This is a genomic window from Streptomyces canus, from assembly GCF_030815415.1.
In the GTDB taxonomy this organism is placed as follows: domain Bacteria; phylum Actinomycetota; class Actinomycetes; order Streptomycetales; family Streptomycetaceae; genus Streptomyces; species Streptomyces canus_F.
Window position 1 is genome coordinate 6,016,597 of the sequence record NZ_JAUSWW010000001.1, and the last position, 24,163, is coordinate 6,040,759.

General features: G+C 70.3%; 21 protein-coding genes and 1 pseudogene. 10 read left to right on the plus strand and 12 right to left on the minus strand.

The window, feature by feature from the left end:
• Positions 1-90 precede the first annotated feature (90 nt).
• The 5 genes from QF037_RS27975 to QF037_RS27995 all read left to right on the plus strand — a co-directional run bounded on the left by QF037_RS27975 (position 91) and on the right by QF037_RS27995 (position 3,552).
• Positions 91-621 (plus strand): hypothetical protein, encoded by a 531-nt coding sequence (locus QF037_RS27975; RefSeq protein WP_307029818.1) that lies wholly within the window; start codon positions 91-93, stop codon positions 619-621.
• Positions 587-1,627: a tyrosine-type recombinase/integrase gene (locus QF037_RS27980; RefSeq protein ID WP_307029820.1), complete on the plus strand. Its 1,041-nt coding sequence runs from the start codon at positions 587-589 to the stop codon at positions 1,625-1,627. Before QF037_RS27975 ends, QF037_RS27980 begins: the two co-directional genes overlap by 35 nt.
• A 169-nt stretch (positions 1,628-1,796) precedes the next feature.
• On the plus strand, positions 1,797-2,156 hold the full coding sequence (locus tag QF037_RS27985; RefSeq protein WP_307029822.1) for a four-helix bundle copper-binding protein: 360 nt from the start codon (positions 1,797-1,799) through the stop codon (positions 2,154-2,156).
• A gap of 71 nt (positions 2,157-2,227) precedes the next feature.
• Positions 2,228-2,725, plus strand: coding sequence for a CbrC family protein (locus QF037_RS27990; RefSeq protein ID WP_307029824.1), 498 nt, complete (start codon positions 2,228-2,230; stop codon positions 2,723-2,725).
• Between the two features lie 38 nt (positions 2,726-2,763).
• On the plus strand, positions 2,764-3,552 hold the full coding sequence (locus QF037_RS27995) for a class I SAM-dependent methyltransferase (RefSeq protein WP_307037396.1): 789 nt from the start codon (positions 2,764-2,766) through the stop codon (positions 3,550-3,552).
• On the opposite strand, the gene QF037_RS28000 is transcribed toward QF037_RS27995, so the two are convergent.
• On the minus strand, positions 3,533-4,816 hold the full coding sequence (locus QF037_RS28000) for an LCP family protein (protein WP_307029826.1): 1,284 nt from the start codon (positions 4,814-4,816) through the stop codon (positions 3,533-3,535). The genes QF037_RS27995 and QF037_RS28000 overlap by 20 nt on opposite strands.
• A 119-nt stretch (positions 4,817-4,935) precedes the next feature.
• On the opposite strand from QF037_RS28000, the pseudogene QF037_RS28005 reads away from it, so the two are divergent.
• Positions 4,936-5,485, plus strand: a pseudogene (locus QF037_RS28005) (acyl-CoA thioesterase).
• A 34-nt stretch (positions 5,486-5,519) separates the two neighbouring features.
• On the opposite strand, the gene QF037_RS28010 reads toward QF037_RS28005, so the two are convergent.
• Entirely contained in the window at positions 5,520-6,962 is a 1,443-nt protein-coding gene (locus QF037_RS28010) for an LCP family protein (protein WP_307029828.1), read from the minus strand.
• A gap of 126 nt (positions 6,963-7,088) precedes the next feature.
• Between QF037_RS28010 and QF037_RS28015 the strand changes: the two genes are divergently transcribed.
• Complete coding sequence (locus tag QF037_RS28015) at positions 7,089-8,117, plus strand: glycosyltransferase family 2 protein (protein ID WP_307029830.1); 1,029 nt, start codon at positions 7,089-7,091, stop codon at positions 8,115-8,117.
• A 56-nt stretch (positions 8,118-8,173) separates the two neighbouring features.
• Here the strand turns inward: QF037_RS28015 and QF037_RS28020 are convergent, their stop codons facing one another.
• The 6 genes from QF037_RS28020 to QF037_RS28045 form a co-directional block, all read right to left on the minus strand.
• Entirely contained in the window at positions 8,174-8,593 is a 420-nt protein-coding gene (locus QF037_RS28020; RefSeq protein ID WP_307029832.1) for a spore-associated protein A, read from the minus strand.
• A gap of 115 nt (positions 8,594-8,708) precedes the next feature.
• Positions 8,709-10,265, minus strand: coding sequence for an LCP family protein (locus tag QF037_RS28025; RefSeq protein WP_307029835.1), 1,557 nt, complete (start codon positions 10,263-10,265; stop codon positions 8,709-8,711).
• A gap of 268 nt (positions 10,266-10,533) precedes the next feature.
• On the minus strand, positions 10,534-12,150 hold the full coding sequence (locus tag QF037_RS28030; RefSeq protein ID WP_307029837.1) for an LCP family protein: 1,617 nt from the start codon (positions 12,148-12,150) through the stop codon (positions 10,534-10,536).
• A 96-nt stretch (positions 12,151-12,246) separates the two neighbouring features.
• Positions 12,247-13,995 carry an LCP family protein gene (locus tag QF037_RS28035; RefSeq protein ID WP_307029839.1) on the minus strand — a complete coding sequence of 583 codons (1,749 nt, stop codon included), beginning with the start codon at positions 13,993-13,995 and terminating at the stop codon, positions 12,247-12,249.
• A 231-nt stretch (positions 13,996-14,226) separates the two neighbouring features.
• Positions 14,227-15,528 (minus strand): LCP family protein, encoded by a 1,302-nt coding sequence (locus QF037_RS28040; protein ID WP_307029841.1) that lies wholly within the window; start codon positions 15,526-15,528, stop codon positions 14,227-14,229.
• 184 nt (positions 15,529-15,712) lie between these two features.
• Positions 15,713-16,468, minus strand: a complete 756-nt coding sequence (locus QF037_RS28045; RefSeq protein ID WP_307029843.1) for a TIGR03089 family protein — start codon at positions 16,466-16,468, stop codon at positions 15,713-15,715.
• Positions 16,469-16,596: 128 nt separating this feature from the next.
• On the opposite strand from QF037_RS28045, the gene QF037_RS28050 reads away from it, so the two are divergent.
• Entirely contained in the window at positions 16,597-17,934 is a 1,338-nt protein-coding gene (locus QF037_RS28050) for a peptidoglycan recognition protein family protein (RefSeq protein ID WP_307029845.1), read from the plus strand.
• 155 nt (positions 17,935-18,089) lie between these two features.
• Positions 18,090-19,172 carry an NDP-sugar synthase gene (locus tag QF037_RS28055; RefSeq protein WP_307029847.1) on the plus strand — a complete coding sequence of 361 codons (1,083 nt, stop codon included), beginning with the start codon at positions 18,090-18,092 and terminating at the stop codon, positions 19,170-19,172.
• Positions 19,173-19,356: 184 nt separating this feature from the next.
• Here QF037_RS28055 and QF037_RS28060 read toward each other — a convergent pair whose 3' ends face one another.
• From QF037_RS28060 to QF037_RS28075, 4 genes are all read right to left on the minus strand, one after another.
• Positions 19,357-20,361, minus strand: coding sequence for a DNA-3-methyladenine glycosylase family protein (locus tag QF037_RS28060; protein WP_307029849.1), 1,005 nt, complete (start codon positions 20,359-20,361; stop codon positions 19,357-19,359).
• An 82-nt stretch (positions 20,362-20,443) separates the two neighbouring features.
• Entirely contained in the window at positions 20,444-21,745 is a 1,302-nt protein-coding gene (locus QF037_RS28065) for a coenzyme F420-0:L-glutamate ligase (RefSeq protein ID WP_307029851.1), read from the minus strand.
• A complete protein-coding gene (gene cofD / locus QF037_RS28070; RefSeq protein WP_307029852.1) occupies positions 21,742-22,701 on the minus strand; it encodes a 2-phospho-L-lactate transferase in 960 nt (319 codons plus the stop codon). Before cofD ends, QF037_RS28065 begins: the two co-directional genes overlap by 4 nt.
• Before the next feature lie 34 nt (positions 22,702-22,735).
• Positions 22,736-23,245 (minus strand): cysteine dioxygenase, encoded by a 510-nt coding sequence (locus QF037_RS28075; RefSeq protein WP_307029854.1) that lies wholly within the window; start codon positions 23,243-23,245, stop codon positions 22,736-22,738.
• A gap of 593 nt (positions 23,246-23,838) precedes the next feature.
• On the opposite strand from QF037_RS28075, the gene QF037_RS28080 reads away from it, so the two are divergent.
• Entirely contained in the window at positions 23,839-24,102 is a 264-nt protein-coding gene (locus QF037_RS28080; RefSeq protein WP_003990679.1) for a WhiB family transcriptional regulator, read from the plus strand.
• The last annotated feature ends 61 nt before the right edge of the window (positions 24,103-24,163 follow it).

Here is a 24,163-nt window from a genome sequence, read left to right on the forward strand (position 1 = left end):
TTCCTGGCACACGGCGGCCGTCGTATGCCGCGCTACTTTCGACCCGTGACCGAAGCATCATCACGTGGAGATCTGCCCGAGGGATGGCGTGTGGACGGAGACCAGCTCGTCCATGAAACCGAGTTGCACGGCTGGAAGCTGACTGTCGTCAGCCTGCTCGACGCACCATGGGACGGCCCGGCGAGCCTCCGTATCGAGCCGCCCGACGACCCGGCGGTCGCCGTCGGGACGGACGGCATCACGGCGGAACTCATGCGGTCGATCTCCCTGGCGGAGATCCGCAGGACGGCGAAGGAGCTGAGGGCGCGCCTGGGCAGATCGGCCGACGAGGCCACTGCCGCGGCGGTGCTGCCCCGGGTCGAGACGGAGCGGGAGTACGCGTTGATGGCCCGTGAGTACGTGCGTCTGGTGCGGCAGGGGTACCGGAGTCCCGTCACGCGGTTGGCGTCCGCGTGGGGGCTGAGCCGGAACACCATCAGCGGCCGCATCCGACGGGCACGAGCCATGGGCTTCCTCGACGGGCCGCCGGGCAGACCCGCGGACCGCCTGACCGAGAAGGCCAGGCGGCACCTGGAGGGGGAAGCGCGTGACGCGCAACGTGACCGGACCGACCGAAGGTGAGCAACTCGTAGCGGTCTTCGAGCGCTGGGCCACCACGAGAGGGGTGGAGAACAGCAGCGTCAAGCAGTACCGCACGTTGCTGAATCGGTCGGTGGAGCCATACTTCGGGGCTGACGGCATCAAGTGCGTCACTCCCCAACGGATCGAGACGTGGGTGCAGTGGATGAGCCATACCTGCGGCTACAAGCCGTCCACAGTCCGATTCCGCTTCAACATCCTCATGTCGGTGTTCAGCTGGGCGATCGAGCAAGGCCTGGCCGACGCCAACCCGTGCAGGCAGGTGACCTTCCCCGTGAGTGGCGCCCGGACCTACCGAGAGCAGCGCGCGGAGGTCCACGTCCCCGATACGAAGACGGTGCTGGCCGTCATCGCGGCTGCCCCGAGGCGCTATTGCGGGATGCTGTGGCTGATGGCCGGATGCGGGTTGCGGCTCGGCGAGGCCATGGGCCTTGGCCGCGACCGTATTTGCTTCAGCCAGAAGTCGATCACGGTCGACCGGCAGGTCGCCTGCGACCGCGACACCGGATCGGGCCGTTACGGCAGCATGCGGCTGCGGCACACCAAGTGGCGGGAAGACGGAGAGCAGGGACGTCTAGTTCCGCTCCCCGATGTGGTGGCGCTGGCCCTGCGCCGCCATCTCAGGGATCACCCCACGTGGGGCGAGGCGGACCTGTTGTTCAGCAACGCCACAGGCACTGGCTTGCTGTATCCGTACTACTGGTACAGCCGAATCTGGCGTCCCGCACTCACCGCCGTCGGCGTCGAGTACTTCAAGTCGCACAGCCTCCGGCACTTCTACGCGGCTTCGCTGTTGCGGCAGGGCGTCCCGGTCTCGGAGGTCTCTGCCTGGTTGGGACACACCTCGGTGAGCTTCACCGAGAGGTACTACTCGGACCTGATGCCCGACGCTCCCGACCGCGCACGACTCGCGATCGATGGCGCCCTGGGAGCCCGCAGACCGGAGGCGCTCGCCACTGACTCGCCCGGCTTGTTCGGAGTGGCGTAGAAAGCCATAACCCCAATGGCCCTTCCCGGGGAAATGGCCGGGATCGCACGCTTGCGCCGCTTACGTTCCGGATTGGTGCCGTCCGCCCGATGGCGCCCGGCGCCGTCCAGGCGTAGGACAGAAGGGCGACGGAGCCCGGCCAGGGCTCCCGCACCCCCCAGGAGGAGCCATGACCCAGCCCGGAATGACCGCGATGAGCAAGGAGATGCAGGACTGCGTCGAGGCGTGCATGTCCTGCCACAGCATGTGCGAGGAGACCATGAGCTCCTGCATGCAGATGGGCGGCCAGGCCCAGATGCAGATCATGCGCGCGCTGATGGACTGCGCCGAGACGACCCGCATGTGCGCGGACATGATGATGCGCCGCTCGCCGATGTCGGCGGAGATGTGCGCGATGTGTGCCAAGGCCTGTGAGATGTGCGCCGAGGCGTGTATGGGCATGCCGGACGACGAACAGATGATGCGCTGTGCCGAGGCGTGTCGTCGCTGCGCGGAGATGTGCCGGACGATGGCGGGCGCCACGATGTGAGGCGGGCCTGAGGCCGTTCCAGGGGCACCCTGCGGGGTGCCCCTGACCCTTTGTGCGGCAGGCTGTTTTCCATGACCGCCCTGCCCGCGTTCCGCTACCACCCCGATCCGCTCGCCACCGGCTCCGTGATGCCGTCCGAGGCGCCGTGCGACTGCTGCGGGCAGCGCCGCGGGTTCGTGTACGACGGTCCGGTGTACGCCGTCGACGACCCCGGCGCCCTGTGCCCGTGGTGCCTCGGGGACGGCAGTGCCGCCGAGCGGTACGAGGCGCAGTTCACGGAGACCGAGGGGCGGGTGCCGATGGAGGTGCGGCTCGAGGTCGATCGGCGCACCCCCGGCTTCCGCGGCTGGCAGCAGGAGCGGTGGCTGACGCACTGCGGGGACGCGGCGGCGTTCCTGGGGCGGGCGGGGGCCACGGACGTACGGCGTCACCCGGACGCCCTTGCCGACCTCGTGGCGGAGTTCGGTGCGGAGTTCTGCGCCGCCCTGGACACCGACGGGCAGCCCACGGCGTACCTCTTCCGCTGTCTCCACTGCGACCGGCACCTCGCCTACGCGGACTTCACGTGAGCGGCCCGGCGGAGGCCTTCGACGCCGCCGAGCGCGGGATGTGGGACGGGCGGGCGCAGGTGTACGCGGGGAGCTTCGCCCGGCTGTGCGCCCACCCGGTCGAGGCGCTGCTGGACGCCGCCGGGGTCGGGGAGGGGACGTACGTTCTCGACGTGGGCACCGGGACCGGTACGGCGGCTCTGGCGGCCCTGAAGCGCGGGGCGCGGGTGCGTGCCGTGGACGCCGACGCCGGCATGGTGGCCGCGGCCCGGGAGCTCGGGGCCGACGCGAGCGTGGCCGCCCTTCCCGAACTCCCCTATGGCGACGGCGAGTTCGATGCCGTCGTCGGCAACTTCGTCCTCAACCACGTGGGCCGTCCGCGGGCCGCCCTCGCCGCCCTCCGGCGCGTCCTGCGGCCGGGCGGACGGCTGGCACTGACGATCTGGGGTGCCGGGCGCGGGGCCGGACAGGACCTGCTCGGCCGGGCCTGTGAGGCCGCGGGGGCGGTCCGGCCGGCGTATCTGCCACGGCTCGGCCCCGGGGAGGACTTCGTCCGTACGGCGGACGGACTCGCGGGACTGCTGACGGAGGCCGGGTTCGGGGACGCGGCGGCAGACGAGCTCGCCTGGGACCACCGGGCCGGCGTCGAGGAGTGGTGGAGCGGGGCGGCGGGCGGCGTCGCCACCATCGGGCTGGTCGTCACCTCGCAGGCCCCGGAGACCGTCGTACGGATCAGGCGGGAGTACGAGCGACTGAGTGCCGAATTCGCCGAAGGGGAGGGCCGGCTGGCCCTCCCCCATCGTGCGCTGCTCGCCTCGGGCCGGCGGCTCAGTTGCCCGAGACCGTGACCGTCTCGTCGTTCTTCAGCTGCTCCACGAGGGTCTTCACCTTCGCCTTGTCCCAGACGAGGTTGCCGTTGGCGGAACCGGAGATCGGCATGTTCATGGACTTGCCGTCGCCGCTGTTGACGCTCTTCATGGCCCAGAACATCTCGCCCAGGTCGAACAGGCCCATGTCCTTGTCGACGATGAGCGAGTCGAGGCCGGCGCCCATGGTCGGGTAGAGCTTGAAGGGGTTCAGGAGCGTGCCCGGGGTGGCGACCTGGTTGGCGAGGGCGGCGAGGAACTTCTGCTGGTTCTTCGTGCGGTCCAGGTCGGAGGCCTTGAGGGCGTACCGGGTGCGGACGAAGGCCAGGGCCTCCTCGCCGTTCAGGGTCTGCTTGCCCGCCTCGAAGTCGGCGCCGGACTTGGTGTCCTTCATGCCGCCCTTCGGGATGGTGATCTCGACGCCGCCCACCGCGTCCACGATGTTGGCGAAGCCCGCGAAGCCGATCTCGACGTAGTGGTCGATGCGCAGCCCGGTGTTGAACTCGACGGTGCGGACCAGCAGCTCGGGCCCGTCCTCGGCGTACGCCGCGTTCAGCTTCACGTGGCGGCCGGTGCCCTGGTACGTCTTGCCGGACTCGGAGCCCTTGAACGTCGGGATCTCCACGTCCGAGTCACGCGGCAGGGAGATCAGCGTGTCGCCGTTGCTGCCGGTGTGCAGGATCATCATCGAGTCCGTGCGCTTGCCCTCGGCGGACCCGGTGTGCAGCTTCTTCTTCTCCTCGGCGGACATGCCGGCACGGCTGTCGGAACCGACGATCAGGTAGTTCGTGCCCTCGCCCGCGTCCGGCCGGTCGATGACCTTGGAGAGGTCGACCTCGCGGTTGAGCTTGGAGTCGGCCCAGAAGTAGGTGCCGATCGTCGTCACGACCAGGACGGTCACCACGGTGATCGCCGTCCACTTGATACGGCGGCGCCAGTTCGGCGCGGGACGCGGCTCGCGCGTACCGCCGCCGGGACCGCCCGGTCCGCCACCGCCGTAGACCTGGCCGGTGTTGTAGCCGCTGTCGTAGCCGTCGACGGCGGTGTCATCGGCGTACGACGGCTGCTGCGGGACCCCGCCGCCGTAGGGCGGCGCGGACTGGCCGGGGCCGCCCCCGTACCCACCCGAGGCGGGCCGGCGGACCTGCCGCATGGCGCGCGCACCTTCGGGCTGTGCGCTCGCGCTGCCGCGTCCGTACCGGTTGCCGCGGTTCTCGTCGGACCATGCCTCGGGCCAATCGTTCATGGGGCCCAGTGTGCAGGGAACGACTGTGCCCTTTACAAGGGTCGTAGGAAAATCAGGCCACTGCTGTTGCGAACCCAACACAAAGTCCGCGATGGAGGCCTCGGCATAAGGTGGAGGCCATGACAGACCAGGCCCCCTCAGCGGAGTCCGATATTCCGGGCAAGCCCACCTCCGCGTCCCGCACCACGCTCAGCCACATCATGACCCACAACGACACCAACCTTCTGGGGACGGTGCACGGTGGCGTGATCATGAAGCTGGTCGACGACGCGGCGGGCGCGGTGGCCGGACGGCACTCCGGCGGGCCCGCCGTCACCGCCTCCATGGACGAGATGGTCTTCCTGGAGCCGGTCCGCGTCGGTGACCTCGTCCATGTGAAGGCCCAGGTCAACTGGACCGGCCGGACCTCGATGGAGGTCGGGGTGCGGGTGCTGGCCGAGCGGTGGAACGAGTCCGACCCGGCCACCCAGGTCGGCTCCGCCTACCTCGTCTTCGCCGCGGTCGACGCCGACGGCAAGCCCCGCATGGTGCCGCCCGTCCTCCCGGAGACCGAGCGCGACAAGCGCCGCTACCAGGAGGCCCAGATCCGGCCGCACCCACCGGCTGGCCCGGCGCCGCGCGATCATGGAGCTGCGGGAGAAGAGGGCGGCGGAGGGGTTCGAGGACTGAGGAGAGCCTATAGGGGGCTGAAGAGGAGCGCCGTTCACAGGCACCCCACCTCATCCCCCGTGACCACCCCGAACTCCCCCTGATACGGATCTTCCGCCCGCACCTTGCGCACCTTCTCGAAGTCCGTCCCGGCGATCACCTTCAGTACCGGTCCCTGCCCCTTCACCGCCCGCAGTTCGCTGCCCGGCAGGGCCGCCGCGAGGGACTTCGCGGAGCGGTCCCAGCGGGGGTCGTAGGCGACGACCGTGCGCTCGACGGTGCGGTTCGCGGAGGTCACCGGCTGGCGGGTGGTGCGGAAGCCGGTCGCGGCGAGCTGGGAGTCGACGCGCTTGCCGAGACCGGCGGTGGCGGTGCCGTTCTCGACCTGGACGCGGATCTGCTGCGGGGCCACCCCCACGCGTACGGCCTTGCTCCTGGGCTTGTGCGCGGCCAGCGGCCTGTCGTCGCGCAGGGCCTGGAAGAGGCGGCCGGACTTCTTCGGGTCCCACTTCAGGGTGGAACCGACGCCCTTCACGGCGTATCCCATCCGCCCGATCGGGACCGTGGTGAACTCCGAGGAGGAGGGGGAGAAGCTGCGCATCGCCCGCCCGAGGTCCAGCAGTTCGTCCGTGCCGAAGCCGTTGTCGGCGCGTACCGAGCCGAGCACGGCCCGGGCGATGTCCCGGAACCTCATCGGGTTCAGCAGGATCCCGGAGGAGGTGGCCCGGTCGATCAGCGCCGCCATGAACCGCTGCTGGCGCTTCATCCGGCCGAGGTCGGCGGCGCCGTCGATGTGCCGGGAGCGGACGTACTGGAGGGCCTCGCCGCCCATGAGGGTGTGGGTTCCGGCGGGGAGGTCGAGTCCGGTGTACGCGTCCTTCAGCGGGTCGGCGGTACAGATCTCCACGCCGCCGAGCACGTCTACCGTCTTCATGAAGCTGGTGAAGTCGACCTCGAGATAGTGGTCGATCTTCACATGGGTCATGTTCTCGACCGTGCGCACGGTGAGGTTCGGGCCGCCCTCCGCGTACGCCGCGTTGAGCTTGACGGGGTGGCCGTGGTGCGGTTTTCCGGTGGTCTGGTCGGTGTGCGCCGGTGTCATGGCGTACGAGTCGCGCGGCAGGCTCACCACGCTCGCGCGCTCCCGGTCCTCCGAGATGTGCACGATCATGACCGTGTCGGTGCAGTGGCAGGGGGCGCCGCCGAGCCGGTACTTCAGCCGCTCGGCCTCGGTGATCTTGTCCCGGCCGTCGGTGCCGACCAGCAGCACGTTCATGCCGTGGCCGGCCCTGGGCCGGTTCTTCATGTCCTTGAAGGGGTCCACGCGCGCGATGTCCGCGTCCAGGCTCGACAGGACCGCGTGTCCGATCCCGGCCGAGGCGAGGACCACCACGGAGAGCGTCGTGACCACCCGGGCGGCCCAACGGGGTTTGCGCCGTCGTACGGGCGGCCGTGGTCGGGGCCGGTGCGCGGGGGAGCGGCGGGGCGGCGTGGGCATGGGGGACACCTCCGCGAGGGCCGTACGTGGGATCATCAGCACCGTAGGCCCATACGATCTGCGGCCGCCGGAACCACCTGGGCGGGGCGCATCGGTGTCCCCCGTTCGCGGTAACGTGAGCCCCCTATGAACGCCAAGCCCGACGTGCAGCTCCCCGCCGTGTCTGTGATCATGCCCGTCCTCAACGAGGAGCGGCACTTGCGCGGAGCCGTCCAAGCGATCCTCGCGCAGGAGTACGCCGGCGAGATGGAGGTCGTGATCGCCCTCGGTCCGTCCACGGACCGCACGGACGAGATCGCCGCCGAGCTCGTACGCGAAGACCCGCGCGTCCACACCGTCCCCAACCCGACCGGCCGCACGCCCGCCGCCCTGAACGCCGCGATCAAGGCCTCGCGCCATCCGATCGTCGTCCGCGTCGACGGCCACGGCATGCTCTCCCCGAACTACATCGCGACCGCCGTGCGGCTCCTGGAGGAGACCGGCGCGCAGAACGTCGGCGGCATCATGCACGCCGAGGGGGAGAACGACTGGGAGCACGCGGTCGCCGCCGCGATGACCTCGAAGATCGGGGTCGGCAACGCCGCCTTCCACACGGGTGGCGAGGCCGCGCCCGCCGAGACGGTCTATCTCGGCGTTTTCCGCCGTGAGGCCCTGGAGCAACAGGGCGGCTACAACGAGGAGTTCATCCGGGCCCAGGACTGGGAGCTGAACTTCCGGATCAGGGAGGCCGGCGGGCTGATCTGGTTCTCGCCGGAGCTGAAGGTGTCGTACCGGCCGAGGCCGTCGGTGAAGGCGCTCGCCAAGCAGTACAAGGACTACGGCCGCTGGCGGCATGTCGTGGCCCGCTACCACGCCGGCTCCATCAACCTGCGCTATCTCGCCCCGCCGGTGGCGCTGTGCGCGATCGTGGCCGGTCTGGTGGTCGGCGCGACCCTGACCCCGCTCGGCTTCGTGATCCCCGGCGGCTACCTCGCGGCGATCGTCCTCGGGTCGCTGCCCGCGGGCAAGGGCCTGCCGCTGAAGGCACGGCTGCAGATCCCCGTCGCGCTGGCCACCATGCACATGTGCTGGGGCTTCGGCTTCCTGACCAGCCCGAAGTCGCTGGCGAGGCGGGTCATCGCGTCGCGGCGGCCGGCGGTGCTGACGGAGGCCTAGGACGGTGTCGAAGGCCCCCCTCCCGGCGCGGGAGGGGGGCCTTCGAGGTCCGCGGCTCAGTCGCAGTGGACGCCGTAGTCGATGCGCGTGTAGTTGGAGGCCGCGCGGCCGCCCCAGTCGATGCACTTGCCCGCGGCGGAGAGGTACAGCGGGCCCGCGTAGTACTTGAAGGTGCCGGAGTCCTCCTCGCTGGACTTCCACACGGCGTCGGTGCGGTGCAGCCGCAGGTTGGCGCCCAGGACCATGGGCGTCCCCTGGGTGTCGCTGACGGTGACGACACAGTTCTTGCCGCTGGCGCCGCTGTAGGTGAGGTAGGCGGTTCCGTCGCCGACGTCCATGGTGTCGATCACGCTGTAGCCGGACCCGCAGGTACCGGCGTAGGAGGCCGCCGAGGCGCTTCCGGTGGCGGCGATCGTGCCGGCCGCGGTGAGACCGAGGACGGCCACCGCGGAGCCGATCCGCTTGATCGTGAGCATGGTTGAGCTCCTGTCAGGTGTTACTGCAGAACCGACATGATCATTTCATGAACGGCGAAGGCCCCTTCCGCGGGGGAAGGGGCCTTCGCCGTGGGCAAGTTCAGCAGGGGTCCGGCTACCAGGTGAAGTCGGGATTGACGTGCATGCAGGCCTTGGTGTCCGCGCCGTTGAAGGTGTCCTCCGACTCGGGCAGCGAGTCGTCCTCCGCCGCGGCCTTGTAGGCCGTACCCGAGCGCCAGTCCGCGCCCACGACCAGGGTGACCCCGGAGACGTCCGTCGACTTCTTCACCGAACTCATCGGAATCCCCAGGGACTTGGCGACCCGCTGGGCATCGCCCTCCAGGTCGGCGCTCGGGTAGCGGACGACCGTCTTGCCCTGGCTGGGAAGCACCGAGGAGTCCGACTTGGCCGCGGTGAACCCCTTGCCGACGAGGATCCCGGTCACATCGCCGGCCCGCCCCGTCACCGCCGTCTGCGTGCTGGTGCGGGTGCCGTTCCGCACCTGGACGGCGATCTCGTCGTCTGCGGCGGCCGGATCGTCGGAGGTCTCGTCCTGGGTCTTCTTCTTGTCCTTGCCGTCGAGCGCGATGTCCTCACGGACCAGCCGGAACACCTTCTCCGCTTCCTCCGGCTTGGGCACCACCCGGTTGCCGTCCGAGGCGTACTGCCACGGCATCGTCGTCATGGTGATGCGCTTGCTGGGGACCTGCCGCAGCTCGTTGCTCAGGTCGTACAGCTTCGTCACGCTGCCCAGACCGTCGTCCACCGTCAGTGCCTCGGTGGCCGTCTCGGCGAGTTTGCGCAGCTTGTTCGGGCTGCTCAGCGTCGCGTTCTCGCGCAGCTCGCGGACCATCGCGTTCATGTACTGGTGCTGGGCCTTGGCGCGCGCGATGTCGGTGTTGTCCTCGAAGCCGTACCGCGTGCGCAGCCACTGGAGCGCCTGCTCGCCCTTGATGTACGTGGTGCCCTTCTCCAGCTCCAGGCCCGAGCCCTTGCCCGAGGAGGTGTGCGAGCGGATGTTGGCGTCCACACAGACCGGTACGCCGCCGATGGCGTCCGCCATCGACACCACGCCCGCGAAGTCGACCATGATGAAGTGGTCGATGTGGATGTCGGTGAGCTTCTCCCAGGTCGCCACCGTGCAGCCGGGGCCGCCACGGCCGAGGGAGTCGTTCGTCATCTCCGAGGTGAGCGCCGAGTAGGTCTTGTCGGTGTCGGGGTCCGTGCACTCGGGTATGTCGACCAGTGTGTCGCGCGGCATGCTGACCACCGACATGTTGGAGCGGTCCGCCGAGACGTGCAACAGCATCTGGACGTCCGCGCGCGGCGCGGTGTTGTACGTGTCCTTGGCGCCGCCGAGCTTCTGGTTCTCCTTGCTGTTCCGCGCGTCCGAGCCGATCAGCAGGATGTTCAGAGGGGTCTGCCCGGCGGCGTTCGCCTCCGTCTTGGCCGCTCTGTCCTTGGCGTTGCCGAGGTTCAGGTCGTCCTTCTTGATGTTGCCGTTGAGGTGCCGGTAGTAGAGATAACCGGCGCCCGCGGTGCCGAGTATCACCACCGACAGCACGATCGCGGACCAGCGCAGGGCGCGACGTGCCCGTCGTCGGCCGTCTTTTCCGCGCCGTCTCCCGCCGTGCCCGGCCGGCGGCCCCGGGTCCTGCGGTGTGAGGGACATCGTGTCCTCCACCGCGGGAACCTCGCCGCGCACACTTTGCGCCAACTCCCTGCCCTCCCCAGCCTGCGCCTGACGGACTGCCGAGCTCCCCAGCCCGGCGGTCGGCTGTGTGCCTGTCCGCCTCGTCGGAAGCGTACGCGAGAACCGTTGTCGAATACGTTGTCGAAGCGCTGTTCGAGCTCCGGAACCTGAGCACGCTGCATCATTCTGCAGCCAGTTAGGAGTTTGCTGTGGGGTCCGGGAAGCCGGCTCGGCCGGACGCCGGCCGCTACCAGCGGTACGGCTTGTACACGTCCATGCATTTGCTGCTGTCCGCCCCGTTGAGCTCGTCGGAGGTCGACGGCAGGTCCCCGGCCTTCGGGTCGGACTTCTTCGGGTACGTGGTGCCTTCGCGCCAGTCGGCGCCCACGACCAGGGTGACCCCGGAGACGTCCGTCGACTTCTTCACCGAACTCAGCGGAATTCCCAGGGACTTGGCGATCCGCTGGGCATCGCCCTCCAGATCCGCGCTCGGATAGCGCACCACGGTCCGCTCCTCGGCGAGCCCCGCCGTGGTGTCCGCCGACGCGCGGGCGAAGCCCTTCTCCGCCAGCAGCCCGCTGACGGTCCGCGCCCGTCCGTCGACCGGACCGAGCGAGGAGGACCGCGTGGCGTTCTGCACCAGGACGCCGATCTCGCCGTCCGCCGCCGCCGGATCGTCGGAGACCTTCTCCTCGGCCTTCTTCTTCCCCGAGTCCGTCCCCTTGTCGTCGAAGGGCACGTCGTCGCGGAGCATCTGCCACATCTTCTCGGCGTCGGCTTCCTGCGGAACCAGGTGGTTCCTGTCCTGCGGATCCTCGATGTTCGGCATCGTCGTCATGGTGATCCGGTCCGCCGGCACCGACTTGAGCTGCTTGCTGAGGTCGTACAGCTTCTTCACGCTGCCGATCTCCTCGGAGACGTCCAGCGACTTCGTGGCCGCCTCGGCCAGGTCCATCAGGCGCCCGCCGTCGGTGAAGACGTTCTGTTTCTTCAGCGTGCGGATCATCGAGTTCATGTACATGTGCTGGGCCCGCGCCCGCAGCGGGTCACTGCCCCACGCGTGCCGGGTGCGCAGCCACTGGAGCGCCTGCTCGCCCTTGATCTCCTTGCGGCCGGCCTTCATCTTGAGGCCGGAGCCGCCGGACACACCCGGCAGCGGGCGGTCGTGGACGTTCTGGTTCACACAGACCTCGACGCCGCCGACGGCGTCCGCCATGCGCACCACACCGGCGAAGTCGATCGTCATCCAGTGGTCGATGTAGACCCCGGTGAGGTTCTGCCAGGTCGCCAGCGTGCAGCCGGCCCCGCCGCGGGCCAGCGTGGTGTTGATGATCTCTCTGGTCGTCGCCGGGTAGACGTCGTCCGTGTCCGGGTCGGTGCACTCGGGGATGGGCACCCGGGTGTCGCGCGGGATGGTCACCACGGCGGCGCTCTTGCGGTCCGCGGCCAGGTGGATGAGCATCTGCACATCCCCCAGCGGCGGGTTGCCGCGGTTGTCCTTGCTGCCGCCGAGCTTCACGTTCTCGGCGGAGGCACGGCTGTCGGAGCCGATCAGCAGGATGTTCAGCGGGGTCTGCCCGGCCGCGTTCGGCGCGTTCTTCTTCGCCTTGGAGTCGCCGCTGCTGCGCTCACCCGTGCCGAGGTTGCCGTTGAGGTGCTGGTAGTACAGGTATCCGGCGCCGGCCGTGCCGAGTATCAGCACCGACAGCGTCGTCGCGGACCACCTCAGCACGCGGTGTTTACGGCGCGGCCGTGCCCGGCGTCTGCCGTGTCTGCTCCCGCTCCCGCTCCCCTCCGCGGCCCCCTCCCGAGCCTGCGGGACGCCCCCTCGCGTCTGTTCCCCCTGCACACTGGTCTGGGTCATCTCCCCGTCCCCTCCCCACCCTGACAGCACTGAACAGGCCTGTCGTACGTCCTGTTAGACGTACGACAGGCCTGTCAGGTCACACACTTCACACGGTCAACTCGCGCACTTGACCTCGTTCGCCGTGGTCTTGTCGACGTTCGCCGGCGCCGCCGAGGAGTTCATCTTCACCCCGGCGCCCTTGAAGTCCTCGCCCAGCGTCAGCGTCATGGTCGGCAGCCCCTGCGCGTTGGTGACGCTCTCGCCCGGCTTCAGCGCCGACCCGGACAGCCCCATGATCGCGGCCAGCCGGCGGGCCTGGTCGGCCTGGTCGGGGGCGTACTCCAGGGTCGTCTTCGTCTGCGTCTTGTCGGCGTTGCCCGCGTTCTCGGACTTGGTCACCCCCGCCTCGGTCTGGAGGTAGGTGAGCTCCTCCTGGGCGCTGCCGCCCGGGGCGCCGCCGTTGAGGATGCGCACCCGCACCTCGTCGGCGGCCGACTTGGTGCCCTTCAGCCGGGCGGCGACGGCGGCCTTCTCCTTCTTCTCCTTGGCCTTGACCGCGGTGAAGGAGGTGTCACTCTTGATCATGTTGAAGACCTGCGAGGCGTTCGGCTCAAGGGGCACGACGGTCGCCTTGACCACCTCGGCCGGGTTGTCCTTGACCGGGACCGTGGTGAAGGTGAGGTTCTTCATCGGCACCTTCTTCAGCTCCAGCGCCACTTCCTTGAGCGTGCTGGCCTTGCCGATGCCCTTGTCGACGGTGAGCGCCTTGGTGGCGGCGTTGGCCAGCTTGATCAGCTTGGTGGGGCTGGTGAGGGTGTCGCCCGAGGTCATCTTCCGCATCAGCGAACTCATGAACTGCTGCTGGACCTTGATGCGGTCCAGGTCGCCCTGGTTGCCGAAGCTGTGCCGGGTGCGGACGAAGGCGAGTGCTTCCTCGCCCTCGATGGTGTGCTTGCCGGCCGACAGGTTCAGATGCGAGTCGGGGTCGTTGACGTCCTTGGCGAGACAGACCTCCACACCGCCCACCGCGCTCGTCAGCGTCTTCACCGCGTTGAAGTCGGCCATCGCGAAGTGGTTCACGTCGATGCCGGTGAGCTCCTCGACCGTCTTCATGGTGCAGCCGGGGTTGCGTCCGTACTGGCCGAGGCTGGTGTTGAAGCGCTTGTTCTGGGTGCCCGGGATGACCGCGCCGTCCTTGCCGTCACAGTCGGGCACGTCGACGATCAGGTCGCGCGGGATGCTCATCGCGGTCGCGTTCGTACGGTCCTTGGAGACGTGCAGCAGGATGTTGGTGTCGGCGTGCCCGACGCTCCCCTTGTCGCCGTAGCCCTCGTTGCCCCCGCCGGTCCGCTTGTCGGTGCCGATGATCAGGATGTTGAAGGCCTCGTCCTTGCTGAAGCCGCTGTCGGCCACGGAGCCGACGTCCTCGGTGGTGACGTTGCCCTCGAGGTGCTTGAGGTACAGATAGGCGGCGCCGGCCGTGCCGATCAGGACGAACGCCATGACGCCGCCGGTCCACACGACGGCCTTCTTGGCCTTCGACTTCTTCTTGACCGGCCGCCGGTTGCGCCGGCCCGGCAGCGGTTCCTCGGGCGCGCCACGGCGTCTGCGAGGCGGCGGCACGTCACGGCCGGGCGCCTCGGCGGGTGCCGTACGGCCCGGGGCCGCCGACCTGCTGCGCGTCGCTCCGCCCGCAGAGCCTCCTCCGCCGCCGGAGCGGGGAGCGGATCTACGAGGTCCTGGCACCGGCGATTGCGGTGCGGAAGGAGTCAGTCGCAGTTCGTATTCGCCAGTGGTCGGATTGAGCACCCACTGGTCTGCGGGGTCGATGTCGTCCGCCCGCCCACGGCCTTGCGCGTCCACGGTTGTCTGAATCCTCCGTCGGGGCCACGCGGCGCCTTCCCCCTCAAAGGCGCTCGGGTCTCGGTCACCCTGTGCCCGACCTCAGGAAGACCTGATGGCCGGATGCACAGGACCGCTCACACTATCCGGCCAGTTCATCGTCAAGCGACGACGGTGACAAATTCCACGTCCCTACAACTGGTCAATCCGCCCCATTTCCTTGAACACCTGTACGTCGCCTTGGCAATCGCTTTACTTGCAGGTGTCCTCGGCGGCGGTGTTTCCGCGGAACGTCGGCGCGGGCGAAACGGCCGCGACGGGCTCATCGGGCCGCTTCGTGCCGGATTTGCCGTCGTAGCGGTCTCCGTACTCGGAGTAGTCGTCGTCGTGCGACTCCTCGTAGAAATCCGCTTCTTCTTGCGAACCGGCGCTCGAATTGGGGCCTTTTGTCGCGGAATCCTGTGGAACTTCCTCGGCGACCGCCACCGGCTGATCCTTGCGGAGCCGTTCGAACAGCTTCTCGGCTTCGGCCTGTACGAGTTGGTCGCGATTGGCGTCGTGGGCGTACGACTCCCTGGGGACGGTCAGAAATTGCACACGTGCGGTGGGGATGTCGCGCATCCCGCGGACAAGGTCGTACAAACCGTGCAAGTGAGCCAGATCCGGATCGGTGGTGAGCGACGAGGTCGCCGCGTCCAGCAAGGGATAGAGCTTCACCGGATTCAGCAGGACGTCATTGCTCTGCACCTTGTTGACGAGCGCCGCGAGGAACCGCTGCTGGCGGTCCATCCGGTCGGTGTCGCTGCCGTCGCCGAGCGACTTGCGGGCCCGCACGTACCCGAGGGCCTGCTCGCCGCTGAGTGTCACCCTGCCCGCCGGCAGGTTCAGCTTGGCGGCCTTGTCGTGGATGGGCTCGTCCAGACAGATCCGTACGCCGTCGATCGCGTCGACCATGTCCTTGAAGCCGTGGAAGTCGACGACCACGTGATGGTCGATGCGAACTCCCGTGAGGTTCTCGACGGTTCGGATGGTGCAGGCCGAACCGCCCTTCTGGAAGGCGGAGTTGAGCATCGCGAACATCGGCTCGGAGCGGCCGCCGTCCCGCTGCCGGCAGGCCGGCACGTCCACCATCAGATCGCGGGGGAGCGAGACCGCGGTGGCGCTGCGCCGCCCGGCGGCGAGGTGCAGCAGGATGGTGGTGTCCGATCGCTCGGTCCCCGAGTCCCGCCCGTACCGCGCGTTCCTGTCCCCGGACCGTGAGTCCGACCCGATCAGCAGGATGTTCTGCGCGTCCTTGACGAGTGCGGTGGGCCGCTCCTTCTCGTAGCGGGCGAGTTCGGCGGCCGCCGCGTCGTCCGGCGTGATGTTGCCGTCCAGCTTCGCGTACACCGCCCACCCGGCCCCTACGGCGGCCACCACCGTGACGGCCACCGCGGCCGCCCCGTACCGCAGCCACCGCCGCCGACGCCGTCGTATCAGCCCGTTCCCGGTCGCGGACGCCCCCGCTCCCGGACCGAGGGTGCCTGCCGAGGGCGTACCAGCGGTGTCGGTCACGTCCGGATCCACCCCTCATGGCGTACGAGCGTCGACTGCGGCTGCTCCTACGACCATGGCGTGGATGGGAGGGCTGGGGCGGATGGTGGTGGGCCGGACGGGGGAGTGAGGGCACTTTCGAGCGGGCGGCGCGGATGACTGCGCGACCGGCCACGAGGTGCCCGCGGACGAACGACCGCCCCGCTCAGCGCGCGGTCGCCGTCACCCGCTCGCTCTCGATCCGCTGGGCCAGCGACTCCTCACCCAGCCGCTCCAGATGCCGGCACAGCACCACCGACCCGCCGGTGGCCAGCGGGGAGTAGAGCCCGGCGCTGAGCCCCTCCCAGGTGTCGTACGGCATCCCCGAGAGCAGTCGCGCCCCCGGACCCGTCAGCCCCAGGCCGGGGGCTTCCGCGGCCGCCCGCTCGACGACCTCGGCGCCGCTGAACTCCCGCCCGGCCACGATGAGCGCCGGCTCCTCGGGGTCCACCGGCGCGAACGGCGCGAAGCGGTCGCCCTGCCCCGGCACCTCGACGGCGTAGTCGGCGAAGCCGTCCGGCGCCTGGGGGAACCGGCCGCCCAGCGGGCGCAGCGCGAGGGCGATGCGCGAGCCGGAGCAGGCCCGGGCGGCGTCCAGTGTGTCCGGGCCGCTCACCACGATGTCGGCGGCCTTGGGATCGCCGGCCACGTCCGCGACCACGCCCACCGACGAGCAGGCCAGCAGCCACACCGCCGTCTGCCAGTGCGCGGGCAGCAGCAGCGCGACCCGGTCGCCGGGTTCCGCGGACAGCTCGCCCTGGAGCAGATTGGCGGTCTTGGCCACCCAATTGGCGAAGGTGGCCACGGACAGTTCGACGCGCTCGCCGGTGGCGTCGTCGTAGAAGGTCACCAGGGGGCGTCCGGCGTCCGCGGCGAGCGCGGAACGCAGCAGGTCGGCAGGGGTGCGGTCGGTGGTGGTCACCCGGGCAAGCGTACGCGGGGGCGGCGCCGCGCAACGAGGGGCGGGGTCGCCGGTTCGGGGGAACGCGACCCGACGGTCCGTCAATTCCCGAATGGCGGGAATGTCGGGCTGTGTCCACGATCGTTGGCATGCGTGGATTCCTTGCTTCCTCGATCGGTGTCACGTGCGCGGCCGCTCTGGCTCTTCCGCCGGGCCCACCCGCCGCCGCGACCGTCGCGCGCCCGGCGCCGAACGCGGAAGTGTTCGTCCCCGGCAGCACCCAGTCCCTGCCCCTCGCCCCCCTGGGTCGCGACCGAGCCCTCGGACCCGCCGCCGAACAGGGCCTGCCGGCCCGCGATGTGCGCCGCTTCTCGATGGTCGGCGTCGTCTGGGACGACCCGGACACCGCCCTGCACGGCAGCGTCCAGGTACGCACGCGTGCCGTCACGTCCGGCACCTGGTCCGGCTGGCAGGACGTGGAGACGCACTACGCCGACGACGGCGCCGACCCCGGCACGGCCGAGCGCACCTCGGGCCGGGTGCGCGGGGCGACGGCGCCGCTGTGGGTGGGGGACTCGGACGGCGTCGAGGTACGCGTGCGTGCGGGCGGCGAAGAGCGTGCCGCGTCGCCCGGCGTCCTGCCGCCGGGGCTGCGTCTGGAACTCGTGGATCCCGGGGAGGCCTCGGCTCCCGAGGGCCCGCCGGTGAGCGGCGCGCGCGCCGGCTCGCTCGGCACCGGGTCCGTCACCGCCTCCGCCGCCGACGCCGACCTCGTCCCCCTCGGCGCCCCGGAGATCCCCGCCCTCGACCGTGCGCGGACCGAACGGGAACTGCTCGCCCTGCGGGCCGGTGAACTGACGGGGCAGCAGCGGGTCAAGCCGTACATCGGCCCGCGCCCGCGTATCGTCACCCGGCGCGGCTGGGGCGCGAACGAGGGCCTGCGCGAGAAGACCTTCGTCTACACGAACAAGGTCAAGGCGGCCTTCGTCCACCACACCGCCACCGGGAACAGCTACAAGTGTTCGCAGGCGCCCTCCGTCATTCGCGGTATCTACCGCTACCACGTCCAGAGCATGGGATGGCGTGACATCGGCTACAACTTCCTCGTCGACAAGTGCGGAAAGATCTACGAGGGCCGTGCCGGGGGAGTGGCGAAGGCGGTCCTGGGCGCCCACACGCTCGGTTTCAACACCAACAGCATGGGGATCGCCGTTCTCGGCAGCTTCGGCTCCACCCGTCCCAAAGCCGCCGCCGTGAGGGGGATCGCCCGGCTGACGGCGTGGAAGCTCGGTCTCTACGGCGCCAATCCGAGCGGCAAGACATACCTGAAGTCGGGTGGTGGCAATCTCTACCGAAAAGGCAAGAAGGTACGCCTGAACGTGATCTCCGGCCACCGGGACGGGTTCTCCACCGCATGCCCCGGCAAGGAGCTCTACCGCAAGCTCGGTTCGGCCCGTTCGAGCGCGGCCGACTACCAGGGGCGTTAGGGGAACCGGGGGGACCGCGTTCAGCCATCTCCACCGCCGTCGGGGGCCTGGGGCGGAGTACCGCACTGCCGCCGAAAGCGCCGCACAACGGTCTGCATACACTGACCGGTCGAAAGACAGTTCGGCCGGTCACCGGCAGGAAGCGGAGACTACAGGTGACAGAAGCGATCCTCCTGGTCGGCGGCAAGGGCACGAGACTGCGCCCGCTCACCGTGCACACGCCGAAGCCCATGGTGCGCGCGGCCGGGGTCCCCTTCCTCACACACCAGCTGGCGAGAGCGAGAGCGGCGGGCGTGGACCACATCGTCCTCGCCACGTCCTATCTGGCGGAGGTCTTCGAGCCGTACTTCGGCGACGGCTCGGCACTCGGCCTCCACATCGAGTACGTGACCGAGGACGAGCCGCTGGGCACGGGCGGCGCGATCCGCAACGTGGCGTCCCGGCTGCACTCCGCACCGGACGACCCGGTCCTGATCTTCAACGGCGACATCCTGACGGGCCTGGACATCAGGGCGCTGGTCGCCACCCACGAGTCGACGAACGCGGACGTCTCCCTCCATCTGACGAAGGTGACGGACCCCAGGGCGTACGGCCTGGTCCCCACCGACCCGTCGGGCCGGGTGCTGGCCTTCCTGGAGAAGCCGCAGACCCCCGAGGAGATCGTCACCGACCAGATCAACGCGGGCGCCTACGTCTTCCGCCGCTCCCTGATCGACACGATCCCGGCGGGCCGCCCGGTCTCGGTGGAACGCGAGACGTTCCCCGGCCTCCTCGCGGCCGGAGCCCACCTCCAGGGCATGGTCGACTCGACGTACTGGCTGGACCTCGGCACCCCCGCCGCCTTCGTACGAGGCTCGGCGGACCTCGTCCTCGGCCGCGCCCCCTCCCCGGCGGTTCCCGGCCGCTGCGGCGACCGTCTCGTCCTGCCCACGGCACGGGTGGCCGCCGACGCCAAACTGACGGGCGGCACCGTGGTCGGCGAGGGCGCCTTCGTGGCCGAGGGCGCCCGCGTCTTCGGCAGCACGATCCTCCCCGGCGCGGTCATCGAACCGGGCGCCGTCATCACGGACTCCCTGATCGGGACCCGGGCACGCGTGGGCGAGCGCTCGGTCCTCACCGGCACGGTCATCGGCGACGGCGCGGTGGTCGGCGCCGACAACGAACTGCGCGAGGGCGCCCGGGTGTGGTGCGACGCGCGGATCCCGGCGGGCGCGGTGCGCTTCTCCTCGGACCAGTAGGGGCCCCTTTCAGCCCGTCTGGGGGTGCCCCCTCTGGGGGAGCTTGAGGACGAGGCCTTTCGGGCCGATGGGGGGGCTGGGGGCGCAGCCCCCAGGGACCGGGGCCGAAGGGGCGGCGCCCCTGGAGGATGGGACGGGTAGGGGCGGCGGGGGCGAAAAACGCCTGGGGCCGGCCACCCCCCACTCACAGTCGCCCGATGTCCCCGCGCGGCATCCGCGGAGCCCGCCGCGCCGGCGTCCGCCCGCTCAACAGGATCAACCGCGCCGCCCGATGCCGCTGCCCCGCGTACGGTTCCAGCAGCGACAGCATCACGGAGTCGTCCGCGTCCCGGTCCCCGGCCAGCGCCCACCCGACGATCCCCGGCAGATGCAGATCCCCCACGGTCACCGCGTCCGCCGCCCCATGGCTGCGCTGCACGACCTCCGCGGACGTCCATGGCCCGATCCCGGGCACGACCTCCAGCCGGACCTGCGCCTCGGCCGGATCCATCGCCATCGCCTGCTCCAGCCGGGCGGCGACCCGGACCGCCCGCAGAATCGTCGACGCCCGCTTGTTGTCGACCCCGGCCCGATGCCACTCCCAGGACGGGATCAACGCCCACGTCCGGGGAGCGGGCATCACGAACAGCCGTCCACCGGCCGCGGGCCCCGGCGCCGGCTCGCCGTACTTCCGGACCAGCGACCGCCACGCCCGGTACGCCTCGTCGGTCGTCACCTTCTGCTCGAGGATCGACGGGATCAGCGACTCCAGCACCAGCCCCGTCCGCGTCAGCCGCAGCCCCGGCCGCCGATGCTGCGCCGAGGCCAGCAGCCGGTGCCGGGGCGCGAACGCGGACGGGTCGTCGGCCGCCCCGAGCAACGACGGCAACCCGTCGAGCAGCCACTCCGCCCCCGGCCCCCACGCCTCCCCGCGCACCTGGCCACCGGCCGCCGTGACCCGCAGCGTCCCCGGCCCGGCAGGCGTGAGACTGGCCCGCCACACCGACCCGTCCGGCATCGCCCGGAACGTCGGATCGGCAGGCCCCCGCCGCAACGGCCCGAGCACAAGGCCCAGATCCAGCGGCCCTTCGGGCACCCACGTCCGCACCCGCCCCGGCGCCGCCACCTGCCGCGGCACACCCCCGGGCACGGCGACATGCCCGCCGCGCACGGTCGTACGCGTGGGCCGCGGAGTGAACCGTCCAGCCACGAATGAAGTCCCGGGAGAGATGGGGAGGGCCCGCGAGAGTCCTACGAGGGTCCCCTCGAGCCTAGAGGTACGGGGGCCGCCCTCACCGCACCTCGATGAACATCCCCGCGTCCCGGTCCGGACGCGGCCCCGGCTCCCGCGCCGGATGCCCGACCGCGACCGCCCCCATCGGATCCCAGTCGCCGGGCAGCCCGAGCACCTCGCGCACCACGTCCCGGCAGAACATCGTCGAGGACACCCACGCCGACCCCAGCCGCTCGCCGGTCAGTGCGACGAGGAAGTTCTGCACGCCGGCCCCGGTCGCGACGACGAACATCTCCCGCTCGGCGCCGTCCCGCCGCGGATCGCCGTAGTCGTGCGAGCCGTCCATCACGAGACACGGCACCACCAGGTACGGCGCGTTGCGCAGCACATCCCCGCGCTTCACCCGCTTGGCGATCGACTCCTCGCTCTTGCCGTCCCGCCGCAGGTCCGCGATCCAGGCGTCCCGCATGGCGTCCAGCAGCCGGGTCCGCGACTCCGCGGACTCCAGCAGCACGAAACGCCACGGCGTCGTGTGGTGCGGCGCCGGAGCCGTCACGGCCGCGGCGACCGCGCGGCGCACCGCGCCGGGGTCGACCGGCTCGTCCGTGAAGGCCCGCACCGTACGGCGCTGGGTCACCGCCTGCCGGATCGCCTCGGAGGTGCCCAGCCGGAACATGTCGTCGCGCGCGTCGCGCACCATGGCGCCCGCCCCCTCCCCGTGCTCCTCGGCCACCACGTGCGCCAGCCCCCGCACGACCGCGACGGGCAGCCCGGCGGCCTTGCCCTTCACCAGGTCGCCGGCCGCGGCGAGTTCATCGGCCGTGGCGACGACGGTCGCGCTGAGCGGATTGCCGTACGCGTCCGTGCCGCCACGCAGGTCGTCGAGCACCCGCACACCCGCCGCGCCGATCGCCACATCCGTGAGCCCGGCGCGCCACGGCCGCCCGAAGGTGTCGGTGACGAGGACCCCGACGTCGACGCCGAGCAGGTCGCGCAGGCCCTCGCGGATCGCGCGGGCGGAAGCGTCCGGGTCCTCTGGCAGCAGCAGGACCGTGCCGGCGGGGGTGTTGGAGGCGTCGACCCCGGCCGCCGCCATGATCAGGCCCTGCCGGTTCTCGACGATCCGCAGGGCGCCGCGTCTGGCCACCACGCGGACCGTCTCGGCGTCGATCGCCGCCTCCCGGTCGGCCGCCTCGACGACCCGGCCCTCCGCCTTGGAGACGATCTTCGAGGTGACGAGGAGGACGTCCCCGTCGGCGAGGCCGGGCTCGGCGGCGGCGATGAGCTTGGCGAGGTCGTCGCCGGGCGCTATCTCGGGGAGGCCGGGCACGGCCCAGGCGCGGAAACCGTCCGTGGTCACGACGCGCGTACCTCCTCCGCCAGCGCGAGTGCCTCGCGGGCCATCTCGGCGCTCGCGTCGAGGTCCGTCATCATCAGCGGTACGGCCCGGCAACGGATGCCCGCCGTCTCGATCCGCTCCACGGAGCCCGCGTCCACGGTGTCGACGAGCCAGCCGTCCAGCAGCCCCGAGCCGTAGTGCTCGGCCACCGCCGCGGCCGTCGACTCCACGCCCACCGCGGCGAGCACCTTGTCGGCCATCCCGCGCACGGGCGCGTCCCCGACGATGGGGGAGAGGCCGACCACCGGCACCCCGGCCTCGGCGATCGCCTCGCGGATGCCGGGCACCGCGAGGATCGTGCCGACCGAGACGACGGGGTTGGACGGCGGGAAGAGGATGACGTCCGCCTCGGCGATGGACTCCAGGACGCCCGGTGCGGGCTTGGCCTGCTCCGCACCCACCGGCACGATCGCCTCCGCCGGGACCGAGGCCCGCAGCCGCACCCAGTACTCCTGGAAGTGGATCGCCTTGCGCTCGCCGTCCACCTCGACGGCCACATGCGTCTCCACCCGGTCGTCGGACATCGGGATCAGCCGCACGCCCGGCTGCCAGCGGTCGCAGAGCGCCTCGGTGACCGCGCTGAGCGGAAACCCGGCGCCGATCATCTGCGTCCGCACGATGTGCGTGGCGAAGTCCCGGTCGCCCAGTCCGAACCACTCCGGCCCCACGCCGTACGCCGCGAGCTCCTCCTTGAGATGGAAGGTCTCGTCGGCCCGGCCCCAGCCCTGCTCCTCGTTGATGCCGCCGCCGAGCGTGTACATCACCGTGTCGAGGTCCGGGCAGACCTTCAGCCCGAAGAGGTGGATGTCGTCCCCGGTGTTGCCGATGACCGTGATGTCCGCGTCCGGCGCGGCCTGCTTCAGACCGCGCAGGAACCGGGCACCACCGATGCCGCCTGCCAGAACCACAATGCGCATGGGAGCAAGTCTTGCAGGCCGGTACGACAACGCGTCAGGCGGTTACGACGTCCGCCTCGTGGTACGCCGCGGGGGCCGTGCACGCGCTGTGCATAGGCATCTCCGTCAGGCCCGGGTAGTACACGTGCAGGGTGACCGCCGGCTCCAGTGCGTCGTTGACGACCTCGTGCACATAGCCCGGCGCGAACACCCGCTGCGAGCCCGTCCCCAGCGCGCGCGTGCCGCGCTCCGTCCGCTCGGTCAGCTCGCCGTCCAGGACGGTCAGCACCCCGGAGGACCGGCCGTGGTCGTGCAGACCGCTGCCCTGACCGGGCACCCAGGACAGCAGCCACACCTCGTACCCCGGGCCGGTGCGCAGCCGGTGGTACCAGCGCGACGTGGCGTCGTACCGCACCAGGTGCTCCCACTGGGAGCGGTCGGCGGCGATGGAGCGGGCGAGGCCGACGAACTCGGCGACGGTGGCCGGGTGCTCGCGCGGAGCCTGGAGCAGGTGCGGTACCTCGAGGATGTCGCCGGCGATCTGGAGGTCGTTGTCGCTGTTCATGGGATGCGCTGGTTCCTCAGTGAAAGAAGGTCAGAGGGGAACAGAAGAGCCGAGTCGCAGGGCGACTCGGCTTCAGCCGGAGCGGGTGTCGCTCAACAGCTGGGACAGCAACAGCTACAGCGCGCGCGGGCAGCACCGTGGGACCCGGCGGTGCGGGTCGAGGTGAGTGCCGAGTTCGCGAGCATGCCCACAAGGACAGCGGCTCACACCCGGCACTGTCAACTCGACACCGACAAGTGGGACATGTTTCACCTCATCCGGTCCATCTGTGAGGTGAAAGGTTTGTTCAGAGGTCTACCGGGACACATGGCGCACAACCGGGCGCACGGAACGGGATCGAAGTTCTGGGCGTCCTTCTCCGTACAGGTCCTGCGCGGGTCGGAAGTTCCCCCGGGCCCTATCTGCTTGTCAAGGTTTATGACGATTTGAACACTTTCTGCTAGGCCTTGGTTCCGCAGAGTGAATAAGGGGCCCAATAGCAGATCTCGGCTTGACTCGCCCGGAGCAGCACACTTGTAATTTCACTCGTGTCGTTCAGCCGACATCGGTAACGGCTAGATCACGGGGACGCGAAAGACAGACGAGGGGCGCACATGACCGAGCTGGTGCAGCAACTGCTGGTCGACGACGCGGACGAGGAACTCGGCTGGCAGGAGCGCGCGCTGTGCGCCCAGACCGACCCCGAGTCCTTCTTCCCCGAGAAGGGTGGCTCCACCCGCGAGGCCAAGAAGGTCTGCCTGTCCTGTGAAGTCCGCTCCGAGTGCCTCGAGTACGCCCTCGCAAACGACGAGCGGTTCGGCATCTGGGGCGGCCTGTCCGAGCGGGAGCGCCGCCGCCTGAAGAAGGCGGCCGTCTGACCGGTCGGTGCCACATCGCACGCACATACGGGACTTACGGCCCGTCGCAGGTGGGTTGTCC

Excerpts from the sequence above, each read along its gene's own strand:
- QF037_RS27985 (WP_307029822.1), top strand. The coding sequence starts at position 1,797 with ATGACCCAGCCCGGAATGACCGCGATGAGCAAGGAGATGCAGGACTGC.
- QF037_RS27990 (WP_307029824.1), top strand. The coding sequence starts at position 2,228 with ATGACCGCCCTGCCCGCGTTCCGCTACCACCCCGATCCGCTCGCCACC.
- QF037_RS27995 (WP_307037396.1), top strand. The coding sequence starts at position 2,764 with ATGTGGGACGGGCGGGCGCAGGTGTACGCGGGGAGCTTCGCCCGGCTG.
- QF037_RS28000 (WP_307029826.1), bottom strand. The coding sequence starts at position 4,816 with ATGAACGATTGGCCCGAGGCATGGTCCGACGAGAACCGCGGCAACCGG.
- QF037_RS28010 (WP_307029828.1), bottom strand. The coding sequence starts at position 6,962 with ATGCCCACGCCGCCCCGCCGCTCCCCCGCGCACCGGCCCCGACCACGG.
- QF037_RS28015 (WP_307029830.1), top strand. The coding sequence starts at position 7,089 with ATGAACGCCAAGCCCGACGTGCAGCTCCCCGCCGTGTCTGTGATCATG.
- QF037_RS28020 (WP_307029832.1), bottom strand. The coding sequence starts at position 8,593 with ATGCTCACGATCAAGCGGATCGGCTCCGCGGTGGCCGTCCTCGGTCTC.
- QF037_RS28025 (WP_307029835.1), bottom strand. The coding sequence starts at position 10,265 with ATGTCCCTCACACCGCAGGACCCGGGGCCGCCGGCCGGGCACGGCGGG.
- QF037_RS28030 (WP_307029837.1), bottom strand. The coding sequence starts at position 12,150 with ATGACCCAGACCAGTGTGCAGGGGGAACAGACGCGAGGGGGCGTCCCG.
- QF037_RS28050 (WP_307029845.1), top strand. The coding sequence starts at position 16,597 with ATGCGTGGATTCCTTGCTTCCTCGATCGGTGTCACGTGCGCGGCCGCT.
- cofD (WP_307029852.1), bottom strand. The coding sequence starts at position 22,701 with ATGCGCATTGTGGTTCTGGCAGGCGGCATCGGTGGTGCCCGGTTCCTG.
- QF037_RS28075 (WP_307029854.1), bottom strand. The coding sequence starts at position 23,245 with ATGAACAGCGACAACGACCTCCAGATCGCCGGCGACATCCTCGAGGTA.
- QF037_RS28080 (WP_003990679.1), top strand. The coding sequence starts at position 23,839 with ATGACCGAGCTGGTGCAGCAACTGCTGGTCGACGACGCGGACGAGGAA.